Raw genomic sequence first — 24,205 nt, 5'->3', positions numbered from 1 at the left:
ATGAATACTGTGGTGACGGCGCTGGACCGATCCGGCGCTGACACTTCGGATTTCGACCTGAATCCCGATTTGATCTTGCCAGCGGGGCGCACACTGCGCCCTGCGGCCGTTTTGGTGGGCTTTATTGATCGCGGGCATGGGCCACATGTGGTGTTGACCAAACGGTCGTCGCGGCTGAAACACCACCCGGGGCAGATCGCCTTCCCAGGTGGCAAGGTGGACGAAAGCGACGCAGACGTCACCGCCACCGCCCTGCGCGAAGCGTGGGAAGAGGTCGGCCTGCACGCTGATCAGGTCGAGGTGTTCGGACAACTGCCACCGCATGAAACCGTCACCAGCTTCACCGTTACCCCCATTTTGGGCCGGATTAGTGCCGATTTTGTCGCCAAACCCGAACCCGGTGAGGTCGAAGAGGTGTTTGAGGTGCCGCTGTCCCATCTGGCCGATCCGGCGAATTATGTGGTCCAGCAACGCATCTGGGCAGGCAAGCCACGCCCCTATTTCACTGTCCCGTGGGGACCCTATTACATCTGGGGCGCCACCGCGCGAATGCTGCGCGGGCTGGCAGAACGGATGGCGGATTAACAGATGGTGCAGGTGTATGGTTAAGGTTGATGGCGATTGGCTGACGCAGCCTCAGACGCAGGCCGTTTGCGCGATGCTGACAGACGCGGGCCACCAAGCGCATTTTGTCGGTGGGTGCGTGCGCAACGCCCTGTTGGGCGCGCCAGTCAGCGATCTGGACATCTCCACCGATGCGCTGCCGGAACGGGTGATGGAACTGGCAGAGGCGTCGGGGCTGACCGCCGTGCCTACCGGTGTTGATCATGGCACCATCACGGTGATCAGCGGTCGCATCCCGCATGAGATTACCACCTATCGCAAAGACGTCGAAACCGATGGCCGCCGTGCCGTGGTCGCCTTTGCCGACACGATGGTCGAAGATGCAGAGCGGCGCGATTTCACCATGAACGCGCTTTACTGCGATGCTGCGGGCGTGGTGGTGGATCCACTAGGTCAGGGGCTGGATGATCTGGCGGCACGGCGGTTCCGGTTTATCAACGATCCCGCCCAGCGCATCCGCGAGGATTACCTGCGCATTCTGCGATACTTCCGCTTTCACGCTTGGTACGGCGACGCGGCAGAGGGTTTAGACCCTGACGCGCTCTCTGCAATTGCCACGAATTTGGCTGGAATAGAGACGTTATCCCGCGAACGCGTGGGCTCAGAACTGATCAAGTTGCTGTCCGCGCCTGTACCTGAACAAGCTGTTGCCGCGATGCGCCAATGCGGTGTGCTGGCGATGGTGTTGGAGGGTGTGGACGATCGTGCGCTGGCGCCTTTGGTGCATCTGGAACAGCAAACAGACATGGCCCCCGACGGTATTCGCCGTCTAGCCGCGCTGGGCGGGCAGGAGGATGGCCGTGGTCTGCGTCTGTCCAATGAACAGCGCAAGCGGCTGGCGATCTACCGCGATCATATCGGCACCACTGAGGGCGCGGGTGAACTGGGCTATCGTCATGGGGCAGACATGGCGCGCGGTATCTTGCTGCTACGCTCGGCGATGTTGGAAATGCCCCTGATGCCCGGCAGTTTCGCCGCTGTGGATCACGGCGCTGCGGCCACGTTCCCGGTGAGAGCTGCTGATCTGATGGAAACCTTCCCCGGTCGTTTCCACGGCCGTGCCCTCGGCGATGCCCTGCGTCGGTTGGAGGCCCTGTGGATCGCATCCGATTTCACCGCTGACCGCGCGACGCTAATTGACGCAAGCTAACACCGAAGCCTTGCTAAATTTCGGGTACTGCTATCTGTAAACCCTATCGAAACGCCGTTTTCAGACCCCAGCCAAACCGCCAGGGTGCTAAACCGTTTACATCCCACACTCGTTAAGGCGCCCAATGTCCGGTTTTCTGAAACACCTCAACCTGATTGACCCCTTCAAACCCGCGGACAGCCCGCCGCCGACGGCCTCTGTCCCATTCGTGCGGTGGGCGCTGCGAGGCACCGGGCCGGTGCTTTTTCTGGCCTTTGTCCTCGCCAGCCTTGGCGGCGCGTTGGAGGCAACGACCGCCTACATTCTGGGCCGCGTGGTCGATTCGGCGGCCCAAGGCGCGGTGGCAGGCTATCTGGACGCCAACGCGGCGTTGCTGATCGCGGCAGTTTTCTTCTTCGTCCTCGTGCGGCCGGTGTTTCAGGGGCTGTCGGCGCTGACCACGGGCTATATCGTCGGGCCGAACCTGAACCCGCTGGTGCTGTCCCGACTGCATCGCTGGACGATGGGTCAATCGGTCGATTTTTTTGACAGTGATTTTGCCGGACGCATTGCCCAGAAACAAATGCAAACCGCCAGCGCCCTGACCCAAGCAGTGAATGAGGTGATCCACGTGGTCGCCTTTGCCGCAGCGGCGGCGGTGGGCAGCATGGTACTGCTGATGGCGATTGACTGGCGGATGGCGGGAATCTTTGCCCTGTGGTTTGCGGCCTATGTCGGCGTGCTGCGCTATTTCCTGCCGCGTGTTCGGGTGCGGTCAAAGGCGCGGGCTGGTGCCCGTGCGGGCGTCACCGGACAAGTGGTGGACACGATCACCAATATCAAAACGGTGAAGCTGTTTGCCCACGCCGATCACGAAGATCGCGCGGCGCTGGATCAGATGCGCCGGTTCCGTGACATCGGGCTGGCCTTTGGCGCCACCTCTGCAGCGTTTCGTACGGTACTGATGCTGGTGGGGGGCCTCCTCCCCCTCGGCCTTGTCGGTGCGGCGCTGTATTTCTGGACGCTGGGGCAGGCTAGCCCCGGTGATATTGTGGCCGCTGGTGCGGTATCGCTGCGTCTGTCGCAGATGACCGGCTGGTTCAGCTTTGCCCTGATGGGGATCTATTCCAGCATCGGCGAGGTGGAGGATGGTGTAAAAACCCTGACCCGCCGCAACCGGCTGGAGGATGCGTCAGATGCCCGCGCTCTTGAGGTGCGTGGCGGCGAGATCACTCTGGATCAGGTCACATTCGCCTATGGCCGCGATGTGGGCGGGGTAAGCGATATCTCCCTCACCATCAAACCCGGCGAGAAGCTCGGCATTGTCGGTGCCTCTGGCGCAGGGAAATCTACGCTCGTCTCCCTCCTGCTGCGACTATATGAGGCTGAAGGCGGCGAGATCCGCATCGACGGACAGGATTTGCGCAGCGTAACGCAGGAAAGCCTGCGCCGTCAGATCGGCATGGTCACGCAGGAAACCGCGATGTTCAACCGATCGGCGCGTGACAATATCCGCTACGGTCGTCCGGACGCGGATGAGGCCGCACTGATCCACGCCGCGACGCAAGCCGAGGCACATGAATTTGTCTGTGCTTTGCGCGATAGTGAAGGGCGTGAAGGCTATAACGCTCATCTGGGGGAACGCGGTGTGAAGCTGTCAGGCGGACAACGTCAACGAATCGCGCTGGCCCGCGCCATCCTGAAGGACGCACCGATCCTTGTGCTGGATGAGGCGACATCAGCACTGGACAGTGAGGTCGAAGCCGCCATTCAAACCGCACTGGAACGGGTGATGGAGGGCAAGACTGTACTGGCAATCGCCCACCGCCTGTCCACCATTGCCAAGATGGACCGCATCATCGTGATGGATCAGGGTCGCATTGTCGAACAGGGCAGTCATGACGATCTGCTGGCAGCACATGGCCTTTATGCGCGTTACTGGGACCGTCAATCCGGTGGATTTATCGGCGCGGATGAGAATGCAGGTCAGCCAGAAGCCGCAGCATAAACGCATTTAGCACTAGTGAAACTTGGGCGCTTTGGCTATCAGGCGCCCATGCAAACATATCAGATCACACGTTTGGGCCATCAGGGTGATGGCATTGTGCAAAGCGATGAGGGCGCGATCTTCGCTCCGATGACCCTCCCGGGGGAAGAAGTGCGCGGCCGCATCGATGGGCAGAAGCTGTGCGATATCCGTATCGCGACACCGTCTGACCACCGCGTGTCGCCAGATTGCCGTCACTACAAGTCATGCGGCGGCTGTCAGCTGCAGCATGCTTCAGACGGGTTTGTTGCCGACTGGAAACTGGGCGTGGTGCAACAGGCTCTGAGCGCACAAGGGTTGGAGGCGCCGCTGCGCCCTATCCTGACCTCCCCGCCGCAAACCCGCCGCCGCGCCAGCCTGTCTGTGCGCCGTACAAAGAAAGGTGCGATGGCCGGTTTCCACGCCAAAGGATCCGACGTGATCGTCGAAGTGCCCGATTGCCAATTGTTGCACCCCGAGGTGATGAAAGCGATGCCCGTGGCCGAAAAACTGGCCACAATCGGCGGCAGCCGCAAGGGAGAGTTGAGCGTTCTGGCAACCATGTCGCTGACCGGTCTGGATCTGGCCGTTTCTGGTGGAAAACCGCTGGATGAGGCACTGCGCATTGCCCTGTCGGCCGAGGTAGAGGCATACAAACTGGCGCGCCTGTCCTGGGATGGTGAGGTGATCGGTCAACGTGAACCACCCCTGCAACAGTTCGGCGCCGCGCAGGTTGCCCCACCCGCTGGCGCCTTCTTGCAGGCCACGCCTGAGGGCGAACAGGATCTGCTGACCACGGTGCAGGAAATCGTCGGCAAAGCCAAACAGGTGATTGACCTCTTCGCCGGATGCGGCACCTTTGCCCTGCCCTTGGCGAAAACGGCAGAAGTCCACGCAGTCGAGGGGGAGAAGGCAATGATGGCCGCCCTTGATCGCGGCTGGCGACAGGCGCAGGGACTGAAAAAGGTCAGTCATGAGGCCCGCGACCTGTTCCGCCGCCCCCTGATGCCGGATGAATTGCGCAAGACCGACGCTGTCGTCATCGACCCGCCGCGCGCAGGCGCAGAGGCGCAGGTGCGCGAACTTGCGCAGTCTGACGTGCCGGTGATTGCCTTTGTCTCCTGCAACCCTGTCACCTTCGCCCGCGATGCCCGCATCCTGACCGATGGCCCCTATCAGTTGGACTGGGTCCAGGTTGTCGACCAATTCCGCTGGTCGTCGCATGTGGAGCTGGTGGCAAAATTCAGCCGCATGGCCTGAGTTCACGTAAATTCTATCTGATTTAGACTACGCGCCTGCCCGCGCGTGGTCTAAACTGTGACGCTCAAAGATGGGAAATCCCACTATTCACCGCGCTGGGGCGAACAGGCATGAAACAACTCAAATGGGCTCTGGGCCTTGTGGCCCTTCTGGTGCTGTCGAGCTGCAGCAGTAATCCGTTTCTCAAACAATATTCCGGCCCAAAGGTCACGCAGATCCTTGTCGAAAAGGACAGCCGTCAGATGTACCTTCTGCACAACAAGCGAGTGCTGAAAGCCTATGATATCAGCCTCGGCTTCGCCCCAACAGGCGACAAGCTGAAAGAGGGGGATGGCCGCACGCCCGAAGGCCTCTACTTCATCGACCGCCGCAACCCACAAAGCCGCTTTCACCTGTCACTGGGCATCAACTACCCTAACGCCCGCGACCGCGCCGAGGCCCGCGCCGAAGGCGTTGATCCGGGCGGCGACATTTTCATCCACGGCCGCCCCAAACGGTTCCGCAACGGGGTAGAAGACTGGACCGCCGGCTGCATCGCCGTCACCGACGAAGAGATCGAAGAGATCTACGCGATGGTTGAGGTCGGGACACCGATTTTTATTAAGCCTTAGGTTTAGAGGGCCGCTACCCGGAACGGCAGACAAACGAAAGCGCCTTTTATAGCACCTTTGTGAACGAAGCGGACCTTGGCTGTGGTGCCACGTAGGTCCGAATGGAGTTCAAAACCCCCAGCGAGCCTATGATACGGCAGGGTGGGTCGCGTCATTCCCTGCCAGCTTAAACCTTCTCCTGCACCAGTGCGCCAAGCAGCGCAACAATCGCAAGTTGAGCCGTTATAACAGCAGGCCAAACAAGTGAAAAGGCGGGATCGAAGTACTTCTGCGGGCCATAGGAAATCGCCGCGAGCAGGCAAGCGATGATGATAAGTAGTTTTCCGGCAATGCCTTCTCCCCTCATAACGAGGGCGGCAAAGGCCGCGCACAAGGAAGCACCCAGTGTGGGCGCCATGCCTGCGATTGGTATCACTTCGGGTGGATGTGGTGGCAACTTGAATAGTAACGCGGCAAACATAACGCCTTGGAGGATTAGCAATGTTCCAAGGGCAGCAGTTTTTGTCTGCGGGTGCATAGTACTTCTCCATTAAAATCGTACATTAGTGTACGGTTATTGCAAGAAACCGTAAATTTATGTACGATTGATGTCAACACAAACATTTGGAGTCGAACATTGACCAAACAGGAGCGCACAAAAAAGATCGAAGCAGCGGCTTACAAGGTACTGGAAGCAAAGGGCTTCAAGGGCGCATCAATGTTGGCAATTGCCAGAGAGGCAAAGGCATCCAACGAAACGCTCTACGCGTGGTACGGCGACAAGATTGGGCTTTTTTCGGCAATGATCAAAAGCAATGCTCAACGTGTCGAAAGTGATCTCCTCAAGGCAAAAGGAAACGGCAAAGCCGGGCTGGCGGCATTATTACACGTTGGGGGGTCGCTATTGGCAATGGTCACATCCGAACATGCCATCGCGCTAAATCGGGCGGCCGCTGGAGATGTAACTGGTGAACTCGGTCGCGCCTTAGGACAAGAGGGGCGCAACAAGGTGCTGCCCATTTTGGTCGATCTCCTGAAAGAGGCCTATGGCGAAGAGCAGGACGTGACCGAACATCTGGAATGCTTCCTCTCCCTTCTTTTGGGTGATCTTCAGATTAGACGCGCTATCGGCACAGTCGAAATTTTGAGTTCTGCGGAGATCAAACTGCGTTCTGAACGCGCAATTGAACGACTGCAGCTCATTTTCGCCCCCCCTAACGGGCCCATCTTGAATTTGCAAACGCCTTAGGGTGCGTACGAGGCAATAGAGGAGACACGCGTTCCGTGCACCACACACCATTGAAAGTATTCAGCTCAAAGCCGACATTACCCCTACTCCTCTTCCATCAAAAAAGGCGCCAACTTTCCGCGGCGCCTTTCTCATTCTTCTCTCACTCAGGCCTTACTCAGTCGGCCCCGACAGATCCGCATTGGGCACGGGCGCAGCGATCAACTGGCTGCGGGTGGAGTCGCCCATGACCAGCGTCCACCAGATCTTGCCATTGGTTTCCTGAAACCACGCAAAGCCCATATCGCTGGCCTCTGGCGCGGTGATAACACGGCGGGTGTCGGGTTGTTCCATCCATGCGCCCAGCGTCTCAATCTCGGTCTCATAGGTTTCCGAGATGTTTTCGCCCACCAGCGCACCCAGATAGCCGACGCGCACAATCCGGTCCAAAGGCGAGGAACCGTCAGAACCGAAGTGCCACGGGCGATTCTGCACCGCCATGTCACGGGCATGTGTCGCAGCAGCTGCATTCAGTTGAGCGTTCAGTTGTACCTGAGGGCTGCCTGACGCCTGACGTAGGGCGTTGACCGAATCCAGCATGCGGAACTGAATCGCAGACACATCACTGTCTTTGATACGGTAAAGTTTCGGCAGCGGCTTCCCATCCGCGCCCAATTGCACCGATGGCGTGCCGCACGCGGCGAGGGCGAGGCTGGTTAAAGCCATCAAGCAAAATGAACGCAACATTAGTCAAACCTGCATATTTCCGATTGTCGCTGGTCTACAGGCTAAGGCGTTGCGTTTCAAACCCACATGCGCGTGAAGTTGCCAGATGACAGGTGTTTGAATTGCGACTGCGTCATTCCAGCCATATTATATGCGGAAATCTGGCTACTTACTCTTTTGAGGACCTTCCATGACCAAATCTTCGCCTTTCCTGCTCAACCGCCGTGGGTTTCTGGCGGGCAGCGCGGCGCTGATCGGCACGCCCGCCATTGCGCAGTCCGTTGCTGAGGCTGACACAACCGAGATTGAGGCAGAGGTGTCCCAGACGGTACGCCGTAACATCTCCAGCTTCCGATCGCTCGACTGGCGCCCCTATTTCAGCGACCTAAAAAACGGCGCGATCCTTGTCGACCTTGATTCGCGGGCCTTGCACTACTGGTCCGAAGATGAAGCGGTCTACAAACTCTACCCCTCGTCGGTGCCGTTGACCGAGGATCTGACACGCCGTGGCCGCACTAAGGTGACCCGCAAGGTCGAAGGCCCCAGCTGGCGGCCGACTCCGTCGATGAAAGAGCGCAATCCGGAATGGCCTGATTTCGTCGGTCCCGGCCCGGATAACCCCCTTGGCACCCATGCGCTGTACCTCAGCTGGACCTATTATCGCATTCACGGCACCCACGACACGCGCAAAATCGGCCGTCGCTCATCCAATGGATGTATCGGCATGTATAACGAGCATATCTCAGAACTTTTCGCCATGGCGAAAGTTGGCACACAAGTGTTGCTAATATGACCACATTTTGACGCATGAAGCCGAAATTTGGCTACGATATATTTGCATTTAAACGTCATTTGATGTTTAGACAGTGTCACAAGGACGTCTTGCACCCAGCTTCATGTATGTTTCCGAAGTTGGGAAATCTCTTTGGAGGATAAAATGAAAAAACTCGTACTCGCCGCCGCTCTGACCGCCGCTGCATCCACCGCTTTCGCTGGCAACATTGTTGAGCCCGTGATGGAAAAAGAAGTTGTTGTTCAAGAAGCAGCAGCATCCTCTTCCTCCGCTGGCATCATCGTACCGCTGGTACTGCTGGCGATCGTAGCAGCTGTTGCGGCTGACTAATATTGCGCCAAAGCGCAGTATTACGCTGAATTAAGGCGGCAGGTTACCCTGCCGCCTTTTTCATGCCTCGTGTATCTGCAGCGCTGATCAGCTGCCCACATCACCCGGTCAAAACAAAAGGCGCAGACCGGACGGCTGCGCCTTTTGTTTTGACTGATCGACGAATCGTTTATCAAACGTCGATCCAACCTTTCAGGTTGTCCTCAACAATCTGCGCCAATGCATCCATGTGATCATCGCGATCGTTGAGACAGGGGATATAGGTGAACTTCTCCCCACCTGCATGTTCAAAACTTTCTTTGATCTCTTCGTTGATCTCTTCCAGCGTCTCGATGCAATCGGCAGAAAACGCAGGCGCAACCACAGCGATGTGTTTCTTGCCCTCCTCGCTGGCCAGACGCGCCACCTCTTCAACAGTGTAAGGGCGCAGCCACTCTTCGGTGCCAAAGACCGATTGGAACGTGGTTTTGATCTGCGTGTCATCCCAGCCCAGACGCTCCTTCAACAGGCGGGTCTGTTTCTGACATTTACAGTGGTAGGGGTCACCCTGCATCAGATAGCGCTTCGGCATACCGTGGTAGGACACCACGAGCATCTCCGGCTTATCCTCTGCAGCGGCATAGGCTTCCTCAATTGAGGTGGCCAGCGCCTCGATATAAGCGGGGTTGTCGAAATATTCGGGCACAGTGCGGGCCGCGGGCTGATAGGTTTCCTGCATCAAGGCACGGAAGAACTGATCATTGGCAGTCGCCATCGTCGCGCCTGCATATTGCGGATACAGTGGGAAGAACAGGATTTTAGTGCAGCCGGCAGCCACCATTTCCTGCACTTTGGATTCGGTCGACGGATTACCGTAACGCATGCAGAAATCGACCATCACCTGATCGCCATAGCGGTCCTGCATCCGCTGCGTCATTGCAGCGGTTTGATCCTTGGTGATCGTCAGCAGCGGGCTTTCGTTTGCTTCCTCGTTCCAGATCGACCGATAGGCCGCGCCCGATGTGAAGGGGCGTTTGGTCAGGATAATCAGCTGCAACAACGGCTGCCATTTCCATGATGGCAGGTCGATGACCCTTTTGTCGGACAGAAACTCGTTCAAATAACGGCGCATAGACCAATAATCGGTATCATCGGGCGTGCCGAGGTTTGCCAGCAAAACACCGATCTTTGGGCGCGGCACCTTGGGATGATCCTTGTCGGCGTGGGCGGGTACTTGGGCTGTGGTCTGGGCGTCCAGCATCATAGCGTCCTTCGTTACATGTCTTGATGGCCGCGCGGTGGGCCCGGTTTATGCGGCGATTATACAGCGTTTTTTGATACGTTTTTATGGGACATAACCGCTTTGTCCCACAGGTCAATCGGGCAGCTTCGTTTCTTGGGTATTCAGCGCCTCTGCCAGACGCATTGTCGCAGATCCAGGGCGTTTGGGCTGCGGCTGGCTGGCGTCCGGCGCCCATCCAGTGAGGAAGATCAACTCATAAGTCGCATGAATACGCCGGTCAGCATCTGCGTGGTGATCGTGATAAATTTCTGCCGCGCGTCGCAATACACCGGGGCGGGTCGGACGGCGCAGGCGGGCATGCAGCGCGTTTGCCTCGCCCATCGCGCGCAGATCGCGCATCAGGTGAAACGCGGTCTGATAGCTGACATCCAAGGGCAGCGTGTCCGCCACCGGCAGCGCAAGGCCAGCACGTTGCAACAGCGCGCCCAGATCCCGAATTTCCGCCATCGGCAGGATGCGCGGGCTAAGGCCACCGGCCTGCTCTACCTCTGCCTCTGCCAAGGCCGCGCGCAGTTCTGCCAGTGTCTGACCACCAAACCCAACCGAGAGGAAGAAGCCATCGGGCCTCAGCGCACGACGGCACTGGATCAACTGCCCCACCGGGTCATTGGCCCAGTGCAGCGCCATCGCGTGGAGGACCAGATCATGCGCCTCGACCTGCAGGTCCAGCACCTCTTCATCCGCGACGATCCGCGCATTGGGAAACGCCGCCTGCCACAGATCGGAGAAGCCTGTGACAATCGCCATATCGGTAAACGTCCTGTTAACCAGGCTAAGACGATACTGAACCTCATCTATCGCGGCCTCTTGCAGGAACAGCGCAGGCGCATCAGCGCCCAGCGCACGGGCGCGGTTCCGCAACAGCGCTGTGCGGTCGGTGAGGCGCGGCGCCTCATCTGCGGTATAGGGCATTTTGAAATCGCTCATGCGGGGTAAATAGAATGGCAGGCAGATTAATTCAAACCGCAATCTCGCAAAACGCTATACCGATGCTGCGCCAACTGGCGCAGGTGGTCTACCCTGCCCGCTGCCTGAGTTGCGGCGATATGGTGGAACCGATGGCGGAGCTATCTGCTGGTTTATGCCCGCCCTGTTGGCGCGAGGTGGCCTTTGCTGGCGGATTGACCTGCGACGCCTGCGGTGTGCCTCTGCTTGGCCAATCGGATCGGGTGGAACTGTGTGATGATTGCCTTTCCCATCCCCGTCCATGGTCGCAGGGACGCGCGCCACTACTGTATGAGGGTAAGGGCCGGCATCTGGTCATGGCGCTGAAGCATGGCGACCGGCTGGATATCGCACCAGTCGCCGCCGCATGGATGGCACGCGTGGGCGCGGATTTAATCCAGCCCGATACGCTTATTGCCCCTGTCCCGCTGCATTGGCAAAGACGGATCGCGCGGCGCTACAATCAGGCAGCGCTACTGGCGTGGGGCGTAGCGAAACGTCTGAACCGCCCCTGTTGCCCCGATCTGATCCAGCGTCACCGTGCAACGCCATCAACACGAGGACAGGGCCGCGCCGCACGCCTGACCCAGATGCAGGGCGCGTTCCGTATCCACCCCAAACGCGCCCATCTGCTACAGGGCAGGCCTGTTTTACTGGTGGATGACGTGATGACCACAGGTGCCACACTGGCGGCAGTGGCTGAAACCTGCAAAGATGGCGGCGCAACACATCTATCGGTTCTGTTACTGGCACGGGCACACAAGGGCTCCTACATAGGCAAGATCGAAGACACTGACCAAGACACAACCGAAGACACTTAGGAAACGCCAAATGCCCAACGTCGAAATCTACTCCTCCCCGCTGTGCGGCTTCTGCCACGCGGCCAAGCGTCTGCTAAACGAAAAAGGCGTGGAGTTTACTGAATACAACGTCCTGACCGATCCCACACTGAAGCCAAAAATGATCGAGCGTGCAAATGGTGGCCGCACCGTGCCGCAGATCTTTATCGACAATGTGCACGTAGGTGGCTGTGACGACCTATATGCACTGGAAAGCGCGGGCAAACTTGACCCGCTGCTGGCAGCCTGAGAGCTAACCGATGCAGACCAAAGCGGCCCTGATCCAGCTGAACGCCTCCGACGACCCCGTTTCCAACCTGCCGGTGACCCAGGGATTTATGCGTGAGGCAGCAGCAGGCGGGGCCCGCTTTATCCTCACGCCGGAAGTGACGAATTGCCTGTCCTCTTCACGTGTGCATCAAAATGCAGTGCTGCAACATCAGGATGATGACCTGACGCTGCGGGGCCTGCGTGAAACCGCGGCTGATCTGGGGATCTGGCTGCTGATCGGATCGCTGGCGTTGAAAACAGGCGATGCGGATGGCCGCTTTGCCAACCGGTCCTTCATGATTGGCCCCGATGGCGGCATCCGCGCATGGTATGACAAAATCCACATGTTTGATGTGGACGTCTCGCCAACAGAAACCTACCGGGAATCCGATGGCTATCGTCCCGGCGACCGCGCGGTTGTCGCGGACACTGATTTTGGCCGCGTTGGCATGACCATCTGCTATGACGTGCGCTTCCCATACCTGCACCGCACGCTGGCCGATCATGGCGCCACAATCCTGACCGCGCCCGCCGCCTTCAGCCCTGTAACCGGCGCGGCCCATTGGGAACCACTGCTGCGCGCACGGGCGATTGAAACGGGCTGTTACGTTCTGGCCCCTGGCCAATGCGGCAGCCATGACAGCCACAATGGCAAGACACGGAAAACCCACGGACATTCCATCGCCATCAGCCCCTGGGGTGAGGTGTTGGCAGAGGCAGGCGATCAGCCTTGCGTCTCCTTCGTTGATCTTGATACCAGTGCGGTGACTGAGGCGCGCCGCAAGGTGCCCTCCCTCACCCATACGCGAAAGTTTTCAGGACCGTGACCACCGACCCCTATCCTCTGGCCATTGCGCTGTTCAGTGAATTGCTGACAGCGGATCAGCTGGTGCGCAACCGCCTGTCCAAGGTGTTGCCGAAGGGAATGGAAATCTCTCACTTCTCGGTTCTGAACCAACTGGCGCGAGTCAGTGAAGAGCGCACGCCCGCCCAACTGGCCAAAAGCTTCCACGTGACGCGCGGCGCTATGACCAACACGCTCAGCAAATTGGAATGGGCGGGCTATATTCACATCCGCCCCGACTGGGACGATGCGCGGCGTAAAATGGTGGCGATCAGCCCGGCGGGCCGTCAGGCCCGCGATGCGGCGCTGGCCGGTATAGCCCCGATGATTCGCGATCTGGTGGGCGAACTGGGTGAGGATAAAGTCCGCGCCGCGCTGCCCATCCTGCGCGAATTGCGCCTGAAGCTGGAAGAGGACTAACCGCCCTCCCCCCTTTTTAATGCGATCAGATCAGCGCCTGATCCAGCGCCACCGCCAAACCGTCCTGCACGGTGCCAGCCCAGAACTCGGTGACGGTGATCTGCGCCACACCGGAGGTGGCGAAAGGATCGGTTGCCATCAGTTCCTCTACCGCTGTCTTGGACGGACCGCGCGCCAGGATGATGCCACCGGTGCGCGGCATTTTGCGACCCGCGACCAGAAAATCGCCACGCCCGAAACCGGCGCCAACAAATTCCATATGAGCGTCCAGCTGCGCCATAACCGCATCGGTTTCCGCAATATATTCGATATCAACCAGATAAATGCTCTTGGGATCACTCATAGCCCGCTCCTTTCAATGATCTGCAAATACTCAAACACCACCCTGCTGCGGCTTCACACTGGCAGTCACATAGTTCACTGACAGATCGCGGTCTGAAATCGTCCACTGCCAACTGATGGGGTTAAAGACGAAGCCCTTGCGGTCCACCGCCTCCAGCCCTGCATTGCCAATCAGGGCAAACAGCTCATCCGGCGTGATGAATTTGTTCCATTCATGTGTGCCCTTCGGCAGCCAGCGCATCACATATTCCGCGCCGACAATCGCCATGGCAAAACTTTTGGCGTTACGATTGATGGTCGAACAGATCATCAGCCCGCCGGGTTTCAGCAACTGCTGGCACGCGGTCAGATAGGCCTGCGGGTCGGCGACGTGTTCAACCACTTCCATGTTCAGCACCACGTCAAACTGTTCACCAGCACTCGCCATCTCTTCGGCGGTGATGTTGCGATAGTCGATCTCTAGCCCCGACTGTTGTGCATGCACCTGCGCCACCGGAATGTTGCCCGCCGCCGCATCGGCGCCGACCACCGTGGCACCCAGACGCGCCATCGGTTCGCTCAGCAACCCACCACCACAGCCGATATCCAGCAGGCGCAGCCCCTCAAACGGGCGCTCCGCACCAAGGTCGCGGTTAAATTCCGCCGCGATCTGGCGTGTGATATAATCCAGACGGCAGGGGTTCATCAGGTGCAGCGGTTTAAACTTGCCCTTCGGGTCCCACCATTCGGCAGCCATCGCTTCGAATTTGGCGACTTCGTTGGGATCAACTGTGGTCTGAGCGGTTTGCATTCTGCTCTCCATATGCTCTTTTAGGTCTGCGCCACTATATAGGACGGTTATGGACAGATTCTCGGGCCAAAAAAGCGCAGTGCATTATCTTTACCCGCCGATCGACCCGTTCGATCAGCGTATGCTGGACGTGGGTGATGGTCACAAGGTTTATCTGGAACAAAGCGGCAATCCAAACGGGATTCCAGTGGTGGTGCTGCATGGCGGCCCCGGTGGCGGATGCAGCCCAACGATGCGACGCTATTTCGACCCACAATATTACCGCATCATCCTGTTTGATCAGCGCGGCTGTGGGCGCTCACGCCCCTATGCCTCGGTCGAGGATAATACCACTTGGCATCTGGTTGCTGATATTGAGCGGATTCGCACGGAGCTTGGCATCGAACAATGGTATGTCTTCGGCGGCAGCTGGGGCGCAACGCTGGCACTGGTTTATGCCGAAACCCATCCAGATCGTCCTCTGGGATTGATCCTGCGCGGTGTGTTTCTGGGCACCAAAACCGAGTTGGAGTGGTTTTATGGCGGCGGCGCGGGCCGATTTTGGCCGGAAACATGGGCACGCTTTGCGGATCTGATTCCCGAGGGTGAGCAGAACGATTTCATCGCCGCCTACCACAAACGCCTGTTTGGTCCCGACCTGAGGGTGCAGACCCAATATGCCAAGGCCTGGGCGGAGTGGGAAAACGCTCTGGCATCCGTCCAGTCCAACGGCTACGGCGGCGATGCGCCAGGTGAATACGCCCGTGCCTTTTCCCGGTTAGAGAATCACTATTTCCTCAACCGTGTTTTCCTTGAGGAAGACGGTCAGATTCTGCGTGATGTGCACCTGATCGACCATATCCCCGGTGTCATCATTCAGGGCCGCTACGATATGATTTGCCCGCCAGAGGCGGCGTGGAACCTAGCCCGCGACTGGCGCAAGGGCGAGCTGCGAATGATCCGTAACGCCGGCCATGCCCTCAGCGAACCGGGCATCAGCGCCGAACTGGTGCGGGTGATGGACCAGATCGCCGAGATTGGCGGGTTGGGGTGATTCTTGCCACTGTATAAGGGGGATCGCGCCGCCCCCTTGCAATTTACCAACCACAGGCGTATATCCCCCTCAACAGCGGCGCGTCGGACACAACGCTCCACCGGGAAATATCGACGGGCCGCGGGCCCGTTTTTTTGTGTTTGGATGATATGACCAACGACCTGATAGCCAAAGCTGCGATGGATCGGCGTCTTGCCGAAATCGTGTCCCCCGTTGTCGAAGACATGGGGTTTGAACTGGTGCGCATTCGCCTGATGAGTGGCAAGACCGCCACCCTGCAAATCATGGCAGAGCGTCCCGAAGGCGGGATCGAAGTGGACGAATGTGCCCGCATCTCGACCGCCGTATCTGCCGTGCTGGACGTAGAGGATCCGATTTTGGATCACTACACCCTTGAGGTTTCCAGCCCCGGCATCGACCGTCCTCTGACCCGTCTCAAGGATTTTGAGACCTATGAGGGTTATGAGGTCAAGGTTGAGACCACCGAACTGATCGACGGTCAGCGCCGTTTCAAAGGTGTGCTGGCAGGTGTCGAGGACGAAGAGGTTCTGCTGAACCTTGAGCGTGGCGATGAAGAAGTGACCGTTGGTCTGAACTTTGACTGGCTGTCTGACGCCAAACTGGTTCTGACCGATGAGCTGATCAAGGAAATGCTGAAACAGCGTAAAGACGCTGGCCTGATCAACGAAGACGAATTTGACGAGATTGAAACCGACGAATCCGGTTCTCAGGAGGATGAATAAAGATGGCAATTACCTCTGCTAACCAGCTGGAACTGCTGCAAACCGCCGAAGCGGTCGCCCGTGAAAAAATGATCGACCCCGGTCTGGTGGTCGAAGCGATGGAAGAATCGCTGGCCCGCGCGGCCAAGTCGCGCTACGGCGCCGAAATGGACATCCGCGTTTCCATCGACCGCAAAACCGGTCGCGCCACCTTCACCCGCGTGCGTACCGTGGTTGAGGACGAAGAGCTGGAAAACTATCAGGCTGAATTCACTGTCGCGCAGGCGCGTCAGTACATGGAAAACCCCGAGGTAGGCGACACCTACGTCGAAGAGGTTCCGCCGGTAGAACTGGGCCGTATCGCGGCACAGTCGGCCAAGCAGGTGATCCTGCAAAAGGTTCGTGAAGCAGAGCGTGACCGCCAGTTCGAGGAATACAAAGACAAGGTTGGCACCATCATCAACGCCACCGTCAAACGCGAAGAGTTTGGCAACGTTGTTGTTGATCTGAACGGCCGCGGCGAAGCTTCGCTGCGCCGTAACGAAAAGATCGGCCGCGAAAGCTACCGCCCGAACGACCGCGTGCGTTGCTACATCAAGGATGTGCGCCGTGAGACCCGTGGTCATCAGATCTTCCTCAGCCGGACCGCGCCTGAATTCATGGCCGAGCTGTTCAAAATGGAAGTGCCGGAAATCTACGAAGGCATCATCGAGATCAAGGCCGTTGCCCGTGACCCCGGTTCGCGCGCCAAGATCGCTGTTGTGTCCTTCGACAACTCCATCGATCCGGTTGGTGCTTGTGTAGGTATGCGTGGCAGCCGTGTGCAGGCCGTTGTGAACGAGCTGCAGGGCGAAAAGATCGACATCATCCCGTGGAACGAAGATGTGCCGACCTTCCTGGTGAACGCGCTGCAACCGGCAGAGGTTTCCAAGGTTGTTCTGGACGAAGACGCCGAGCGTATCGAAGTTGTTGTTCCTGACGAACAGCTGAGCCTGGCCATCGGCCGTCGCGGTCAGAACGTGCGTCTGGCGTCGCAGCTGACCGGTCTGGACATCGACATCATGACCGAATCGGACGAATCGGCACGTCGCCAGAAAGAGTTCGAAGAGCGCACCAAGCTGTTCGTTCAGACGCTGGACGTGGACGAATTCTTCGCTCAGCTGCTGGTTGCTGAAGGCTTCACCAACCTCGAAGAAGTGGCCTATGTTGAGATCGACGAACTGCTGGTCATCGACGGTGTTGATGAAGACACCGCTGGCGAACTGCAGGCCCGTGCCCGCGACTATCTGGAAGCACAGGCAAACGCTGCCATCGAACGCGCCCGTGAACTGGGCGTAGAGGACAGCCTGTTCGCATTTGAAGGCCTGACCCCGCAGATGATCCAGGCGCTGGCCGAAGATGACGTCAAAACGCTGGAAGACTTCGCCACCTGCGCGGACTGGGAGCTGGCCGGCGGCTGGACCACTGTGAACGGTGAGCGCAGCAAAGACGACGGTACGCTGGAACCCTTCGGTGTAACTCTTGAAGCGGCACAGGATCTGATCATGACCGCCCGTATCACCCTTGGCTGGGTCGATCCGGCAGAGCTGGCAGCCGAAGAAGAGGCCGAAGGCGAAGAAGGTGCCCCCGCAGAGGAGGCCGAGGCCTGATTTTCAGGCCTCGGAGGCTGGTCGCATGGGGCGCGGCGGAAAATCCAAGGATCGGGAAAACGGTCCTGAGCGCAAGTGCGTTGTCACTGGCGAAGTGCAGCCTAAGTTTGGGCTGATCCGCTTCGTTGTGGGTCCGGACGGCCAGATCGTGCCGGACCTCGCTGACAAACTGCCGGGGCGCGGTATCTGGGTCAGTTCTGATCGGAACGCGCTACAGCAAGCGTCAAAGAAAGGCGCGTTTAACCGTGGCGCCAAACAGCAAGTCACGGTGCCAGAGGATCTGGTGGATCAGGTTGAGGCGATGCTGGTGCGTCGTGTTGTTGATCTGATCAGCCTCGCCCGTAAGACGGGCGATGCCATCACCGGATTTGAAAAGGTCAAAGACTGGCTGGTCAAGGATTACGCCGAAGTGCTGATCCAGGCGTCCGATGGTTCGGGCCGTGGCAAGTCGAAACTGCGCACGCCGGAAGGCGGATCGTTCATTGGTTGGCTCACTGCGGATGAGCTGGGACAGGCCTTTGGGCGACAAACTGTAATTCATGTGGCCCTAGGCGCTGGTGGTTTGACCCATCGTGTAGTAGAGGATGCCGCAAGACTTAAGGGTATACGCACCCGTGGTGGCGACGATGACCACCGGAAAGGATGAAGAGAGCCAGATGAGCGAAAACGACGGTAAAAAGACTTTGGGAGTTCGTGGCGGTGCCCGTCCGGGTAATGTGAAGCAGAGCTTCAGCCATGGCCGTACCAAAAACGTCGTGGTGGAGACCAAGCGCAAACGCGTTGTGGTGCCCAAGCCCGGCGCAGCCAAACCCGGCGGTGGTCGTCCCGGCCAAGCGGGGGGCGATCCCTCAAAACGCCCGGCGGGCATCTCCGACGCGGAAATGGAGCGTCGCATGCGCGCGCTGCAGGCCGCAAAGGCCCGTGAGGCCGAGGAAGCTGAGAAGCGCGCAGCCGAAGAGAAAGCACGCGAAGAAGAGCGTCAGCGTCGCCGCGAAGAGGCCGAAGCCAAAGAGCGTGCCGAACGTGAGCGTGAAGCAGCCCTGAAAGCCAAGGCTGAAGAAGACGCACGCAAGAAAAAAGAAGCCGAAGAGGCTGCCAAACGCGCTGCCGCTGAAGCCGCCCAGCCCAAGAAAGAGGCCGCTGCACCTGCGCGTAACCTCAAGGCTGCGCCTGCCCCCGCCGCGCCCGAGCGCAAAAAAGAGCGCGAAGAGCGTGGTCGCAAAGGCCGCGACGACAACCGCCGTTCGGGCAAGCTGACTGTGAATCAGGCGCTGACCGGTGGCGAAGGTGGCCGTCAAAAGTCCATGGCCGCGATGAAGCGGAAACAGGAACGCGCCCGTCAGAAAGCCATGGGTGCACCGGTTGAGCGCGAAAAGGTTGTCCGTGACGTTCAGGTGCCCGAGGCGATCGTGGTGTCGGAACTGGCGAACCGTATGGCCGAACGTGTGGCCGATGTGGTGAAATCGCTCATGAAAATGGGCATGATGGTCACACAGAACCAAACCATCGACGCCGACACCGCAGAACTGATCATCGAAGAGTTTGGCCACAATATCCAACGTGTCTCCGACTCTGACGTTGAGGACGTGATCCAGCAGATCGACGACAGCGACGAAGATCTGAAATCGCGTCCCCCCGTTGTGACCATCATGGGCCACGTTGACCACGGTAAAACCTCGCTGCTGGACGCAATCCGCAATGCCAAGGTTGTTTCCGGCGAAGCGGGCGGCATCACCCAGCACATCGGTGCGTATCAGGTAAAAACCGATAATGGCGCGGTTCTGTCGTTCCTCGACACGCCGGGCCACGCGGCCTTTACCTCCATGCGGTCGCGCGGTGCGCAGGTAACGGACATCGTTGTTCTGGTTGTTGCAGCTGACGACTCGGTCATGCCGCAGACGATTGAGGCTATCAACCACGCCAAAGCGGCAGGTGTGCCGATGATCGTTGCGATCAACAAAATCGACCGCCCTGCGGCGGATCCTCAGAAAGTGCGCGCAGAACTGCTGCAGCACGAGGTGATCGTTGAAGACATGTCCGGCGATGTGCAGGACGTTGAGGTGTCAGCCATCACCGGTCAGGGTCTGGATGAACTGCTGGACGCGATCGCGTTGCAGGCCGAAATTCTGGAACTGAAAGCCAACCCCGACCGCGCCGCCGAAGGTGCCGTGATCGAGGCACAGCTGGATGTTGGCCGTGGTCCTGTTGCCACCGTTCTGGTGCAAAAAGGTACGCTGAAACAAGGCGACATCTTCGTTGTGGGTGAGCAGTACGGCCGCGTCCGTGCGCTGGTCGACGACAAAGGTGCGCGTGTACAGACTGCTGGTCCCTCGGTTCCGGTTGAGGTTCTGGGTCTGAACGGCACACCCGAGGCGGGCGATGTCCTGAACGTGGTTGAAACCGAAGCGCAGGCGCGTGAGATCGCGGAATACCGCCATAACGCCGCCAAAGAAAAACGCGCCGCCGCCGGTGCCGCTGCAACGCTGGAACAGCTGATGCAGAAGGCAAAGGATGACGAGAATGTGCAAGAACTGCCCATTCTGGTGAAAGCCGACGTGCAGGGCTCTGCCGAAGCAATCGTTCAGGCGATGGAAAAGATCGGCAACGACGAAGTGCGCGTGCGCGTTCTGCACTACGGTGTGGGTGCGATCACCGAAACTGACGTTGGTCTGGCAGAAGCCTCTGGCGCGCCGATCATGGGCTTCAACGTGCGTGCAAACGCATCGGCCCGGAACACCGCCAACCAGAAGGGCGTGGAAATCCGCTACTACTCGGTCATCTATGACCTGGTAGACGACGTCAAAGCTGCCGCATCCGGCCTGCTATCGGCAGAGATCCGCGAAAACTTCATCGGTTACGCGCAGATCAAAGAAGTCTTCAAGGTTACTGGCGTTGGCAAAGTTGCCGGCTGTCTGGTCACCGAAGGCGTGGCGCGCCGTTCCGCAGGCGTGCGCCTGCTGCGCGACAACGTGGTGATCCACGAAGGCACGCTGAAGACGCTGAAGCGCTTCAAAGACGAGGTCAAAGAAGTACTGTCCGGTCAGGAATGCGGTATGGCGTTTGAAAACTATGACGATATCCGTCCCGACGACGTTATCGAGATCTTCGAACGTGAAGAGATCGAACGTAAGCTGGACTAATCCATTCATTGTGAATGAATTAAGGCCCCTGCCATCGGCGGGGGCCTTTTCGTTTCCAACCTCACAGCAACAGCGCGCAGTTGTTGTGCAAAGTAAAAGAAAAGGGAAAGCATCCCCGCTTTCCCTTTCCCCGTGAGTGGCCACATTACAGTGTCTGCAAGGAGCCTCTGGTATTCTTGGTGGGTCTGTACCCTGACTGCTTCACATAAATCGGTTGCTGCAGATCAGATGTCACAGGTCAGGCGCATTGGCCGACCGGGGTGCCGGTGAACAGCTTGTCACCGACGCGCACCACCATTTTTCCACCCTCTGTTTTCTTGACGAAATTACCCTGAACCGAGATGTAGTTCCCGATACGAATGGTCTTGATCATATCACTCTCCCCAACAAATGATGGGACTAGAGTACATAATTGATACCCAGAACCTAGTAAAAAACGCAATTTTCACTTCGGACCTATACGCAAGAGTAAAGCCGGAATAACCCATAGGTCAGGTTTACGCGGATAAATTTGCGCAAAAGCGGAAAAATTAGGCTGAGATCACAGCCAATCGCGCAGAATGGGGATCAATGGCACATCCGCGGGCGGCATCGGATAATCGCGCAGATCGGCTGGGCGCACCCATTTCAGCACCTGACCTTCGCGCGGCTGCGGGATGCCGTCCCACTTGCGGCATGCGAAAAGCGGCATCAACAAGTGGAATTTTTCATAGGAATGGCTGGCAAAGGTCAGCGGTGCCAGACAGCTTTCCCAGGTATCAATGCCCAGCTCTTCCTGCAGTTCGCGGATCAGCGCGTGTTCAGGGGTTTCACCCAGCTCAACCTTGCCGCCGGGAAATTCCCAGAGGCCGGCCATGGATTTGCCCTCTGGGCGTTGGGCCAGCAGAATCCGCCCCTCTGTATCAATCAGGGCAACAGCAGACACCAGAACGGTTTTGACGGGCGCTGCGGTCTGTTGTGCGTGATCACTCATGAGGGGCGGTTCCTTTGATGGTGTTCTTACGAACGATAGTCTGCGTTGATGGTGATATAGCCGTGGGTCAGATCACAGGTCCATGCTGTGGATGTGCCACTGCCCAGTCCCAGATCGACGCCGATCACCAAATCCTGCGCCTTCATATAGGCGGCGCCGGCGTCTTCGGTATAGCTCTCTGACACCCAGCCGTTTTCCGCGACCACAATATCGCCAAACCGGATGGTCAACAGATCGCGATCCGCCGCTGCGCCGGATTTCCCCACAGCCATGACAACGCGGCCCCAGTTCGGATCCTCACCCGCTACGGCGGTTTTGATCAGCGGCGAATTGGCAATCGCCATCGCATGGGTGCGTGCATCTGCATCAGATGCGGCGCCGGTAACATGGACCTCCAAAAACTTGGTCGCGCCTTCACCGTCGCGCACCACCTGATGTGCCAGATCCAGCATCACGTCATGCAGCGCCTGTGCAAAGGTGTCATTCCCGTCCACATTCACACCAGACGCGCCTGTAGCCGCTAAAAGCAGCGTGTCAGAGGTGGAAGTGTCGCTGTCCACGGTGATGTTGTTGAACGTCTTGTCGGTATGCGCGCCGAGCATCGCCTGTAGCGCCGGGCGGGAAGCGGCAGCATCGGTAAAGATATAGACAAGCATCGTCGCCATATCCGGCGCCACCATGCCCGAACCCTTGGCAATGCCCGCGATGGTCACGGGCGCACCGTCGATCTGCACCGTCGCGGTTGCGCCCTTGGCAAAAGTATCGGTGGTCATGATCGCCTGCGCCGCGCCTTCCAACCCATCCGCCTGTTGCCCTGCCGTAAGTTCCGCCAGTTTGGCGGTGATGCGGTCATGGGGCAAACGTTCACCAATAACCCCGGTGGAGGAGGTGAAAACGCGTGCCGCGGGCAGACCAGCTGCCTCAGCCACTGCGGTGCAGATCGCGTCGACCGACCCTTCACCCGCCTTGCCGGTGAAAGCGTTGGAATTGCCGGAGTTCACGATGATCGCCGCACCAGCATCGCTGTCAGCGCCAATTTTCGCCTGACAATCCAGAACGTTGGCCGACCGTGTGGCGGAACGGGTGAACACACCTGCCATCGTCGTGCCGGGCTTCAAAAGCGCCAGCATCACGTCAGTGCGGCCCTGATATTTCACCCCCGCTGCAGCGGAGGCAAAGGTCGCGCCCTGAACAACGGGCAACTGAGGGAAGCTGGCAGGAGCCAGCGGAGAGACAGGGATGTTTCCAGCCATCTGCGTTTACTCCGCGTCCAGCGTGATGCTGTTCAGCAGCGCGGGGTCCAGCGCATCGGCCGCGCTACGATCAATGCTGGCACCTTCGGTCAGTTCTGCGATTCGGGCCTCGATCGCCTGTTGTTGCACTTGGGCGGCCAGTTCACCGCGGACCTCGTCCAAGGTCGGCGCGGCTTTCTCTCGCACGTCGTTCAGCTTGATCACATGCCAGCCGAACTGGGTTTCAACCGGTTCGGAAATCGCACCCGGTTCCAGTGCAATGGTCGCCGCCTCAAACGCGGGCACCATGGCCCCGGTGCCGAACCAGCCCAGTTGACCGCCGTTGGGGCCGGACGGGCCGGTGGAATGCTCTTTCGCCAGGTCAGCAAAATCGGCGCCTTCGCGTGCCTCTTTGGTCAGTGCGGCGGCGGCGGCTTCATCCTCAACCAGAATGTGGGAGGCGTTGTATTCCTGTGTCGGTTCTGCTGCACCGTAGCTGGCATCATAGGCCGCTTGCAGTGCATCTTCGGTCACCGCGTCGGCAATTACTGCATCCAGCGTCACGCCAGCCATTAGGGTGCGTTCGTGGTTTTCCATGGCCAGCTTCACCGATTTGGGCGCATCGCCCGCGGTTTGCGACAGAAGGGTCTGCTGGACCAACTGGTCGATTAGGCCGGGCAGCAATACCTCAACGGGCAACTGCTGATACTGCTGCGGCAGCGCAGCGCGTGACTGCAGCACATGGCCCAGCGTGATCTCTGCCCCGTTCACCGTAGCCACGACAGAGTCTACCGTTGGCACATCATCAGCGTGCAACGGCTGCATCGTCGCGGCTGCAAAAGCGGCGACTGACAGGAAAGTGAGGCGTTTTGACAAGAGATTCAGCATGGGAAAGGCCCTTTGGTGGCGCGCAAAAGGTGCGCAACGTTGACACTGCACCAGCCGCCCCTTACATCGCTTTGAGGCCATTATATTGCTGGGTTTCGTAATTGTTTTATGCGTTGCGTACACAAGCGGC

The 24,205-nt window shown here is 58.7% G+C and carries 27 protein-coding genes; 17 read left to right on the top strand and 10 right to left on the bottom strand.

The window, feature by feature from the left end; all coding sequences use genetic code 11:
- From MHM86_RS10525 to MHM86_RS10505, 5 genes are all read left to right on the top strand, one after another.
- On the top strand, nt 1–585 hold the full coding sequence (locus tag MHM86_RS10525; protein WP_239199663.1) for a CoA pyrophosphatase: 585 nt from the start codon (nt 1–3) through the stop codon (nt 583–585).
- A 16-nt stretch (nt 586–601) separates the two neighbouring features.
- Complete coding sequence (locus MHM86_RS10520; RefSeq protein ID WP_239198948.1) at nt 602–1,774, top strand: CCA tRNA nucleotidyltransferase; 1,173 nt, start codon at nt 602–604, stop codon at nt 1,772–1,774.
- Between the two features lie 124 nt (nt 1,775–1,898).
- Nucleotides 1,899–3,761 (top strand): ABC transporter ATP-binding protein, encoded by a 1,863-nt coding sequence (locus tag MHM86_RS10515; RefSeq protein ID WP_370644119.1) that lies wholly within the window; start codon nt 1,899–1,901, stop codon nt 3,759–3,761.
- 48 nt (nt 3,762–3,809) lie between these two features.
- On the top strand, nt 3,810–5,039 hold the full coding sequence (locus MHM86_RS10510; RefSeq protein WP_239198945.1) for a class I SAM-dependent RNA methyltransferase: 1,230 nt from the start codon (nt 3,810–3,812) through the stop codon (nt 5,037–5,039).
- 110 nt (nt 5,040–5,149) lie between these two features.
- Nucleotides 5,150–5,650: a murein L,D-transpeptidase family protein gene (locus MHM86_RS10505; RefSeq protein ID WP_239198942.1), complete on the top strand. Its 501-nt coding sequence runs from the start codon at nt 5,150–5,152 to the stop codon at nt 5,648–5,650.
- A 166-nt stretch (nt 5,651–5,816) separates the two neighbouring features.
- Here the strand turns inward: MHM86_RS10505 and MHM86_RS10500 are convergent, their stop codons facing one another.
- Entirely contained in the window at nt 5,817–6,167 is a 351-nt protein-coding gene (locus MHM86_RS10500) for a hypothetical protein (protein WP_239198939.1), read from the bottom strand.
- A 99-nt stretch (nt 6,168–6,266) separates the two neighbouring features.
- Here MHM86_RS10500 and MHM86_RS10495 point away from each other — a divergent pair, with 99 nt between their 5' ends.
- Nucleotides 6,267–6,878, top strand: coding sequence for a TetR/AcrR family transcriptional regulator (locus MHM86_RS10495; RefSeq protein ID WP_239198936.1), 612 nt, complete (start codon nt 6,267–6,269; stop codon nt 6,876–6,878).
- A gap of 153 nt (nt 6,879–7,031) precedes the next feature.
- On the opposite strand, the gene MHM86_RS10490 is transcribed toward MHM86_RS10495, so the two are convergent.
- Nucleotides 7,032–7,604, bottom strand: a complete 573-nt coding sequence (locus MHM86_RS10490) for a CAP domain-containing protein (RefSeq protein WP_239198933.1) — start codon at nt 7,602–7,604, stop codon at nt 7,032–7,034.
- Between the two features lie 169 nt (nt 7,605–7,773).
- On the opposite strand from MHM86_RS10490, the gene MHM86_RS10485 reads away from it, so the two are divergent.
- Nucleotides 7,774–8,376: a L,D-transpeptidase gene (locus tag MHM86_RS10485; RefSeq protein ID WP_239198930.1), complete on the top strand. Its 603-nt coding sequence runs from the start codon at nt 7,774–7,776 to the stop codon at nt 8,374–8,376.
- A 144-nt stretch (nt 8,377–8,520) separates the two neighbouring features.
- On the top strand, nt 8,521–8,706 hold the full coding sequence (locus MHM86_RS10480; RefSeq protein WP_239198927.1) for a hypothetical protein: 186 nt from the start codon (nt 8,521–8,523) through the stop codon (nt 8,704–8,706).
- Nucleotides 8,707–8,878: 172 nt separating this feature from the next.
- Here the strand turns inward: MHM86_RS10480 and hemH are convergent, their stop codons facing one another.
- Both hemH and MHM86_RS10470 read right to left on the bottom strand, forming a co-directional pair.
- Nucleotides 8,879–9,946, bottom strand: coding sequence for a ferrochelatase (gene hemH / locus MHM86_RS10475; RefSeq protein WP_239198924.1), 1,068 nt, complete (start codon nt 9,944–9,946; stop codon nt 8,879–8,881).
- A 114-nt stretch (nt 9,947–10,060) separates the two neighbouring features.
- The gene (locus MHM86_RS10470; RefSeq protein ID WP_239198921.1) at nt 10,061–10,900 is read right to left on the bottom strand and encodes a methyltransferase domain-containing protein; all 840 of its coding nucleotides are present in this window, start codon (nt 10,898–10,900) and stop codon (nt 10,061–10,063) included.
- A gap of 29 nt (nt 10,901–10,929) precedes the next feature.
- On the opposite strand from MHM86_RS10470, the gene MHM86_RS10465 reads away from it, so the two are divergent.
- From MHM86_RS10465 to MHM86_RS10450, 4 genes are read left to right on the top strand one after another with little or no spacing between them, the layout of a single operon-like run.
- Nucleotides 10,930–11,754, top strand: a complete 825-nt coding sequence (locus MHM86_RS10465) for a ComF family protein (RefSeq protein ID WP_239198918.1) — start codon at nt 10,930–10,932, stop codon at nt 11,752–11,754.
- A 10-nt stretch (nt 11,755–11,764) separates the two neighbouring features.
- Complete coding sequence (grxC, locus tag MHM86_RS10460) at nt 11,765–12,022, top strand: glutaredoxin 3 (RefSeq protein ID WP_239198915.1); 258 nt, start codon at nt 11,765–11,767, stop codon at nt 12,020–12,022.
- Between the two features lie 10 nt (nt 12,023–12,032).
- Complete coding sequence (locus MHM86_RS10455; RefSeq protein ID WP_239198912.1) at nt 12,033–12,869, top strand: carbon-nitrogen hydrolase family protein; 837 nt, start codon at nt 12,033–12,035, stop codon at nt 12,867–12,869.
- The gene (locus MHM86_RS10450; RefSeq protein WP_239198909.1) at nt 12,866–13,306 is read left to right on the top strand and encodes a MarR family transcriptional regulator; all 441 of its coding nucleotides are present in this window, start codon (nt 12,866–12,868) and stop codon (nt 13,304–13,306) included. The genes MHM86_RS10455 and MHM86_RS10450 overlap by 4 nt, the downstream gene beginning before the upstream one ends.
- 25 nt (nt 13,307–13,331) lie before the next feature.
- Here the strand turns inward: MHM86_RS10450 and MHM86_RS10445 are convergent, their stop codons facing one another.
- Together MHM86_RS10445 and ubiG are read right to left on the bottom strand one after the other, a co-directional pair.
- Nucleotides 13,332–13,649, bottom strand: coding sequence for a YciI family protein (locus MHM86_RS10445; protein WP_239198906.1), 318 nt, complete (start codon nt 13,647–13,649; stop codon nt 13,332–13,334).
- Nucleotides 13,650–13,679: 30 nt separating this feature from the next.
- Nucleotides 13,680–14,438, bottom strand: coding sequence for a bifunctional 2-polyprenyl-6-hydroxyphenol methylase/3-demethylubiquinol 3-O-methyltransferase UbiG (gene ubiG / locus MHM86_RS10440; protein WP_239198903.1), 759 nt, complete (start codon nt 14,436–14,438; stop codon nt 13,680–13,682).
- 49 nt (nt 14,439–14,487) lie between these two features.
- On the opposite strand from ubiG, the gene pip reads away from it, so the two are divergent.
- The 5 genes from pip (at nt 14,488) to infB (ending at nt 20,982) form a co-directional block, all read left to right on the top strand.
- Nucleotides 14,488–15,471, top strand: a complete 984-nt coding sequence (gene pip, locus MHM86_RS10435) for a prolyl aminopeptidase (protein ID WP_239198900.1) — start codon at nt 14,488–14,490, stop codon at nt 15,469–15,471.
- A 149-nt stretch (nt 15,472–15,620) separates the two neighbouring features.
- Nucleotides 15,621–16,214 (top strand): ribosome maturation factor RimP, encoded by a 594-nt coding sequence (rimP, locus tag MHM86_RS10430; RefSeq protein WP_239198897.1) that lies wholly within the window; start codon nt 15,621–15,623, stop codon nt 16,212–16,214.
- 2 nt (nt 16,215–16,216) lie between these two features.
- Complete coding sequence (gene nusA / locus MHM86_RS10425; RefSeq protein ID WP_239198894.1) at nt 16,217–17,842, top strand: transcription termination factor NusA; 1,626 nt, start codon at nt 16,217–16,219, stop codon at nt 17,840–17,842.
- A 25-nt stretch (nt 17,843–17,867) separates the two neighbouring features.
- On the top strand, nt 17,868–18,488 hold the full coding sequence (locus MHM86_RS10420) for an RNA-binding protein (protein ID WP_239198891.1): 621 nt from the start codon (nt 17,868–17,870) through the stop codon (nt 18,486–18,488).
- A 10-nt stretch (nt 18,489–18,498) separates the two neighbouring features.
- Nucleotides 18,499–20,982 (top strand): translation initiation factor IF-2, encoded by a 2,484-nt coding sequence (infB, locus tag MHM86_RS10415; protein WP_239199659.1) that lies wholly within the window; start codon nt 18,499–18,501, stop codon nt 20,980–20,982.
- 238 nt (nt 20,983–21,220) lie between these two features.
- On the opposite strand, the gene MHM86_RS17055 is transcribed toward infB, so the two are convergent.
- The 4 genes from MHM86_RS17055 to MHM86_RS10400 form a co-directional block, all read right to left on the bottom strand.
- Complete coding sequence (locus MHM86_RS17055; protein WP_255723135.1) at nt 21,221–21,355, bottom strand: hypothetical protein; 135 nt, start codon at nt 21,353–21,355, stop codon at nt 21,221–21,223.
- 168 nt (nt 21,356–21,523) lie between these two features.
- Nucleotides 21,524–21,955 (bottom strand): 8-oxo-dGTP diphosphatase MutT, encoded by a 432-nt coding sequence (gene mutT / locus MHM86_RS10410; RefSeq protein WP_239198888.1) that lies wholly within the window; start codon nt 21,953–21,955, stop codon nt 21,524–21,526.
- A gap of 26 nt (nt 21,956–21,981) precedes the next feature.
- Entirely contained in the window at nt 21,982–23,208 is a 1,227-nt protein-coding gene (argJ, locus tag MHM86_RS10405) for a bifunctional glutamate N-acetyltransferase/amino-acid acetyltransferase ArgJ (RefSeq protein ID WP_239198885.1), read from the bottom strand.
- A 6-nt stretch (nt 23,209–23,214) separates the two neighbouring features.
- Nucleotides 23,215–24,075, bottom strand: coding sequence for a peptidylprolyl isomerase (locus MHM86_RS10400; RefSeq protein WP_239198882.1), 861 nt, complete (start codon nt 24,073–24,075; stop codon nt 23,215–23,217).
- Between the last annotated feature and the right edge of the window lie 130 nt (nt 24,076–24,205).

The sequence above is a fragment of the Thalassobius sp. Cn5-15 genome (assembly GCF_022347685.1).
In the GTDB taxonomy this organism is placed as follows: Bacteria; Pseudomonadota; Alphaproteobacteria; order Rhodobacterales; family Rhodobacteraceae; genus Thalassobius.
This window is presented reverse-complemented; position numbering and strand designations above follow the sequence as displayed.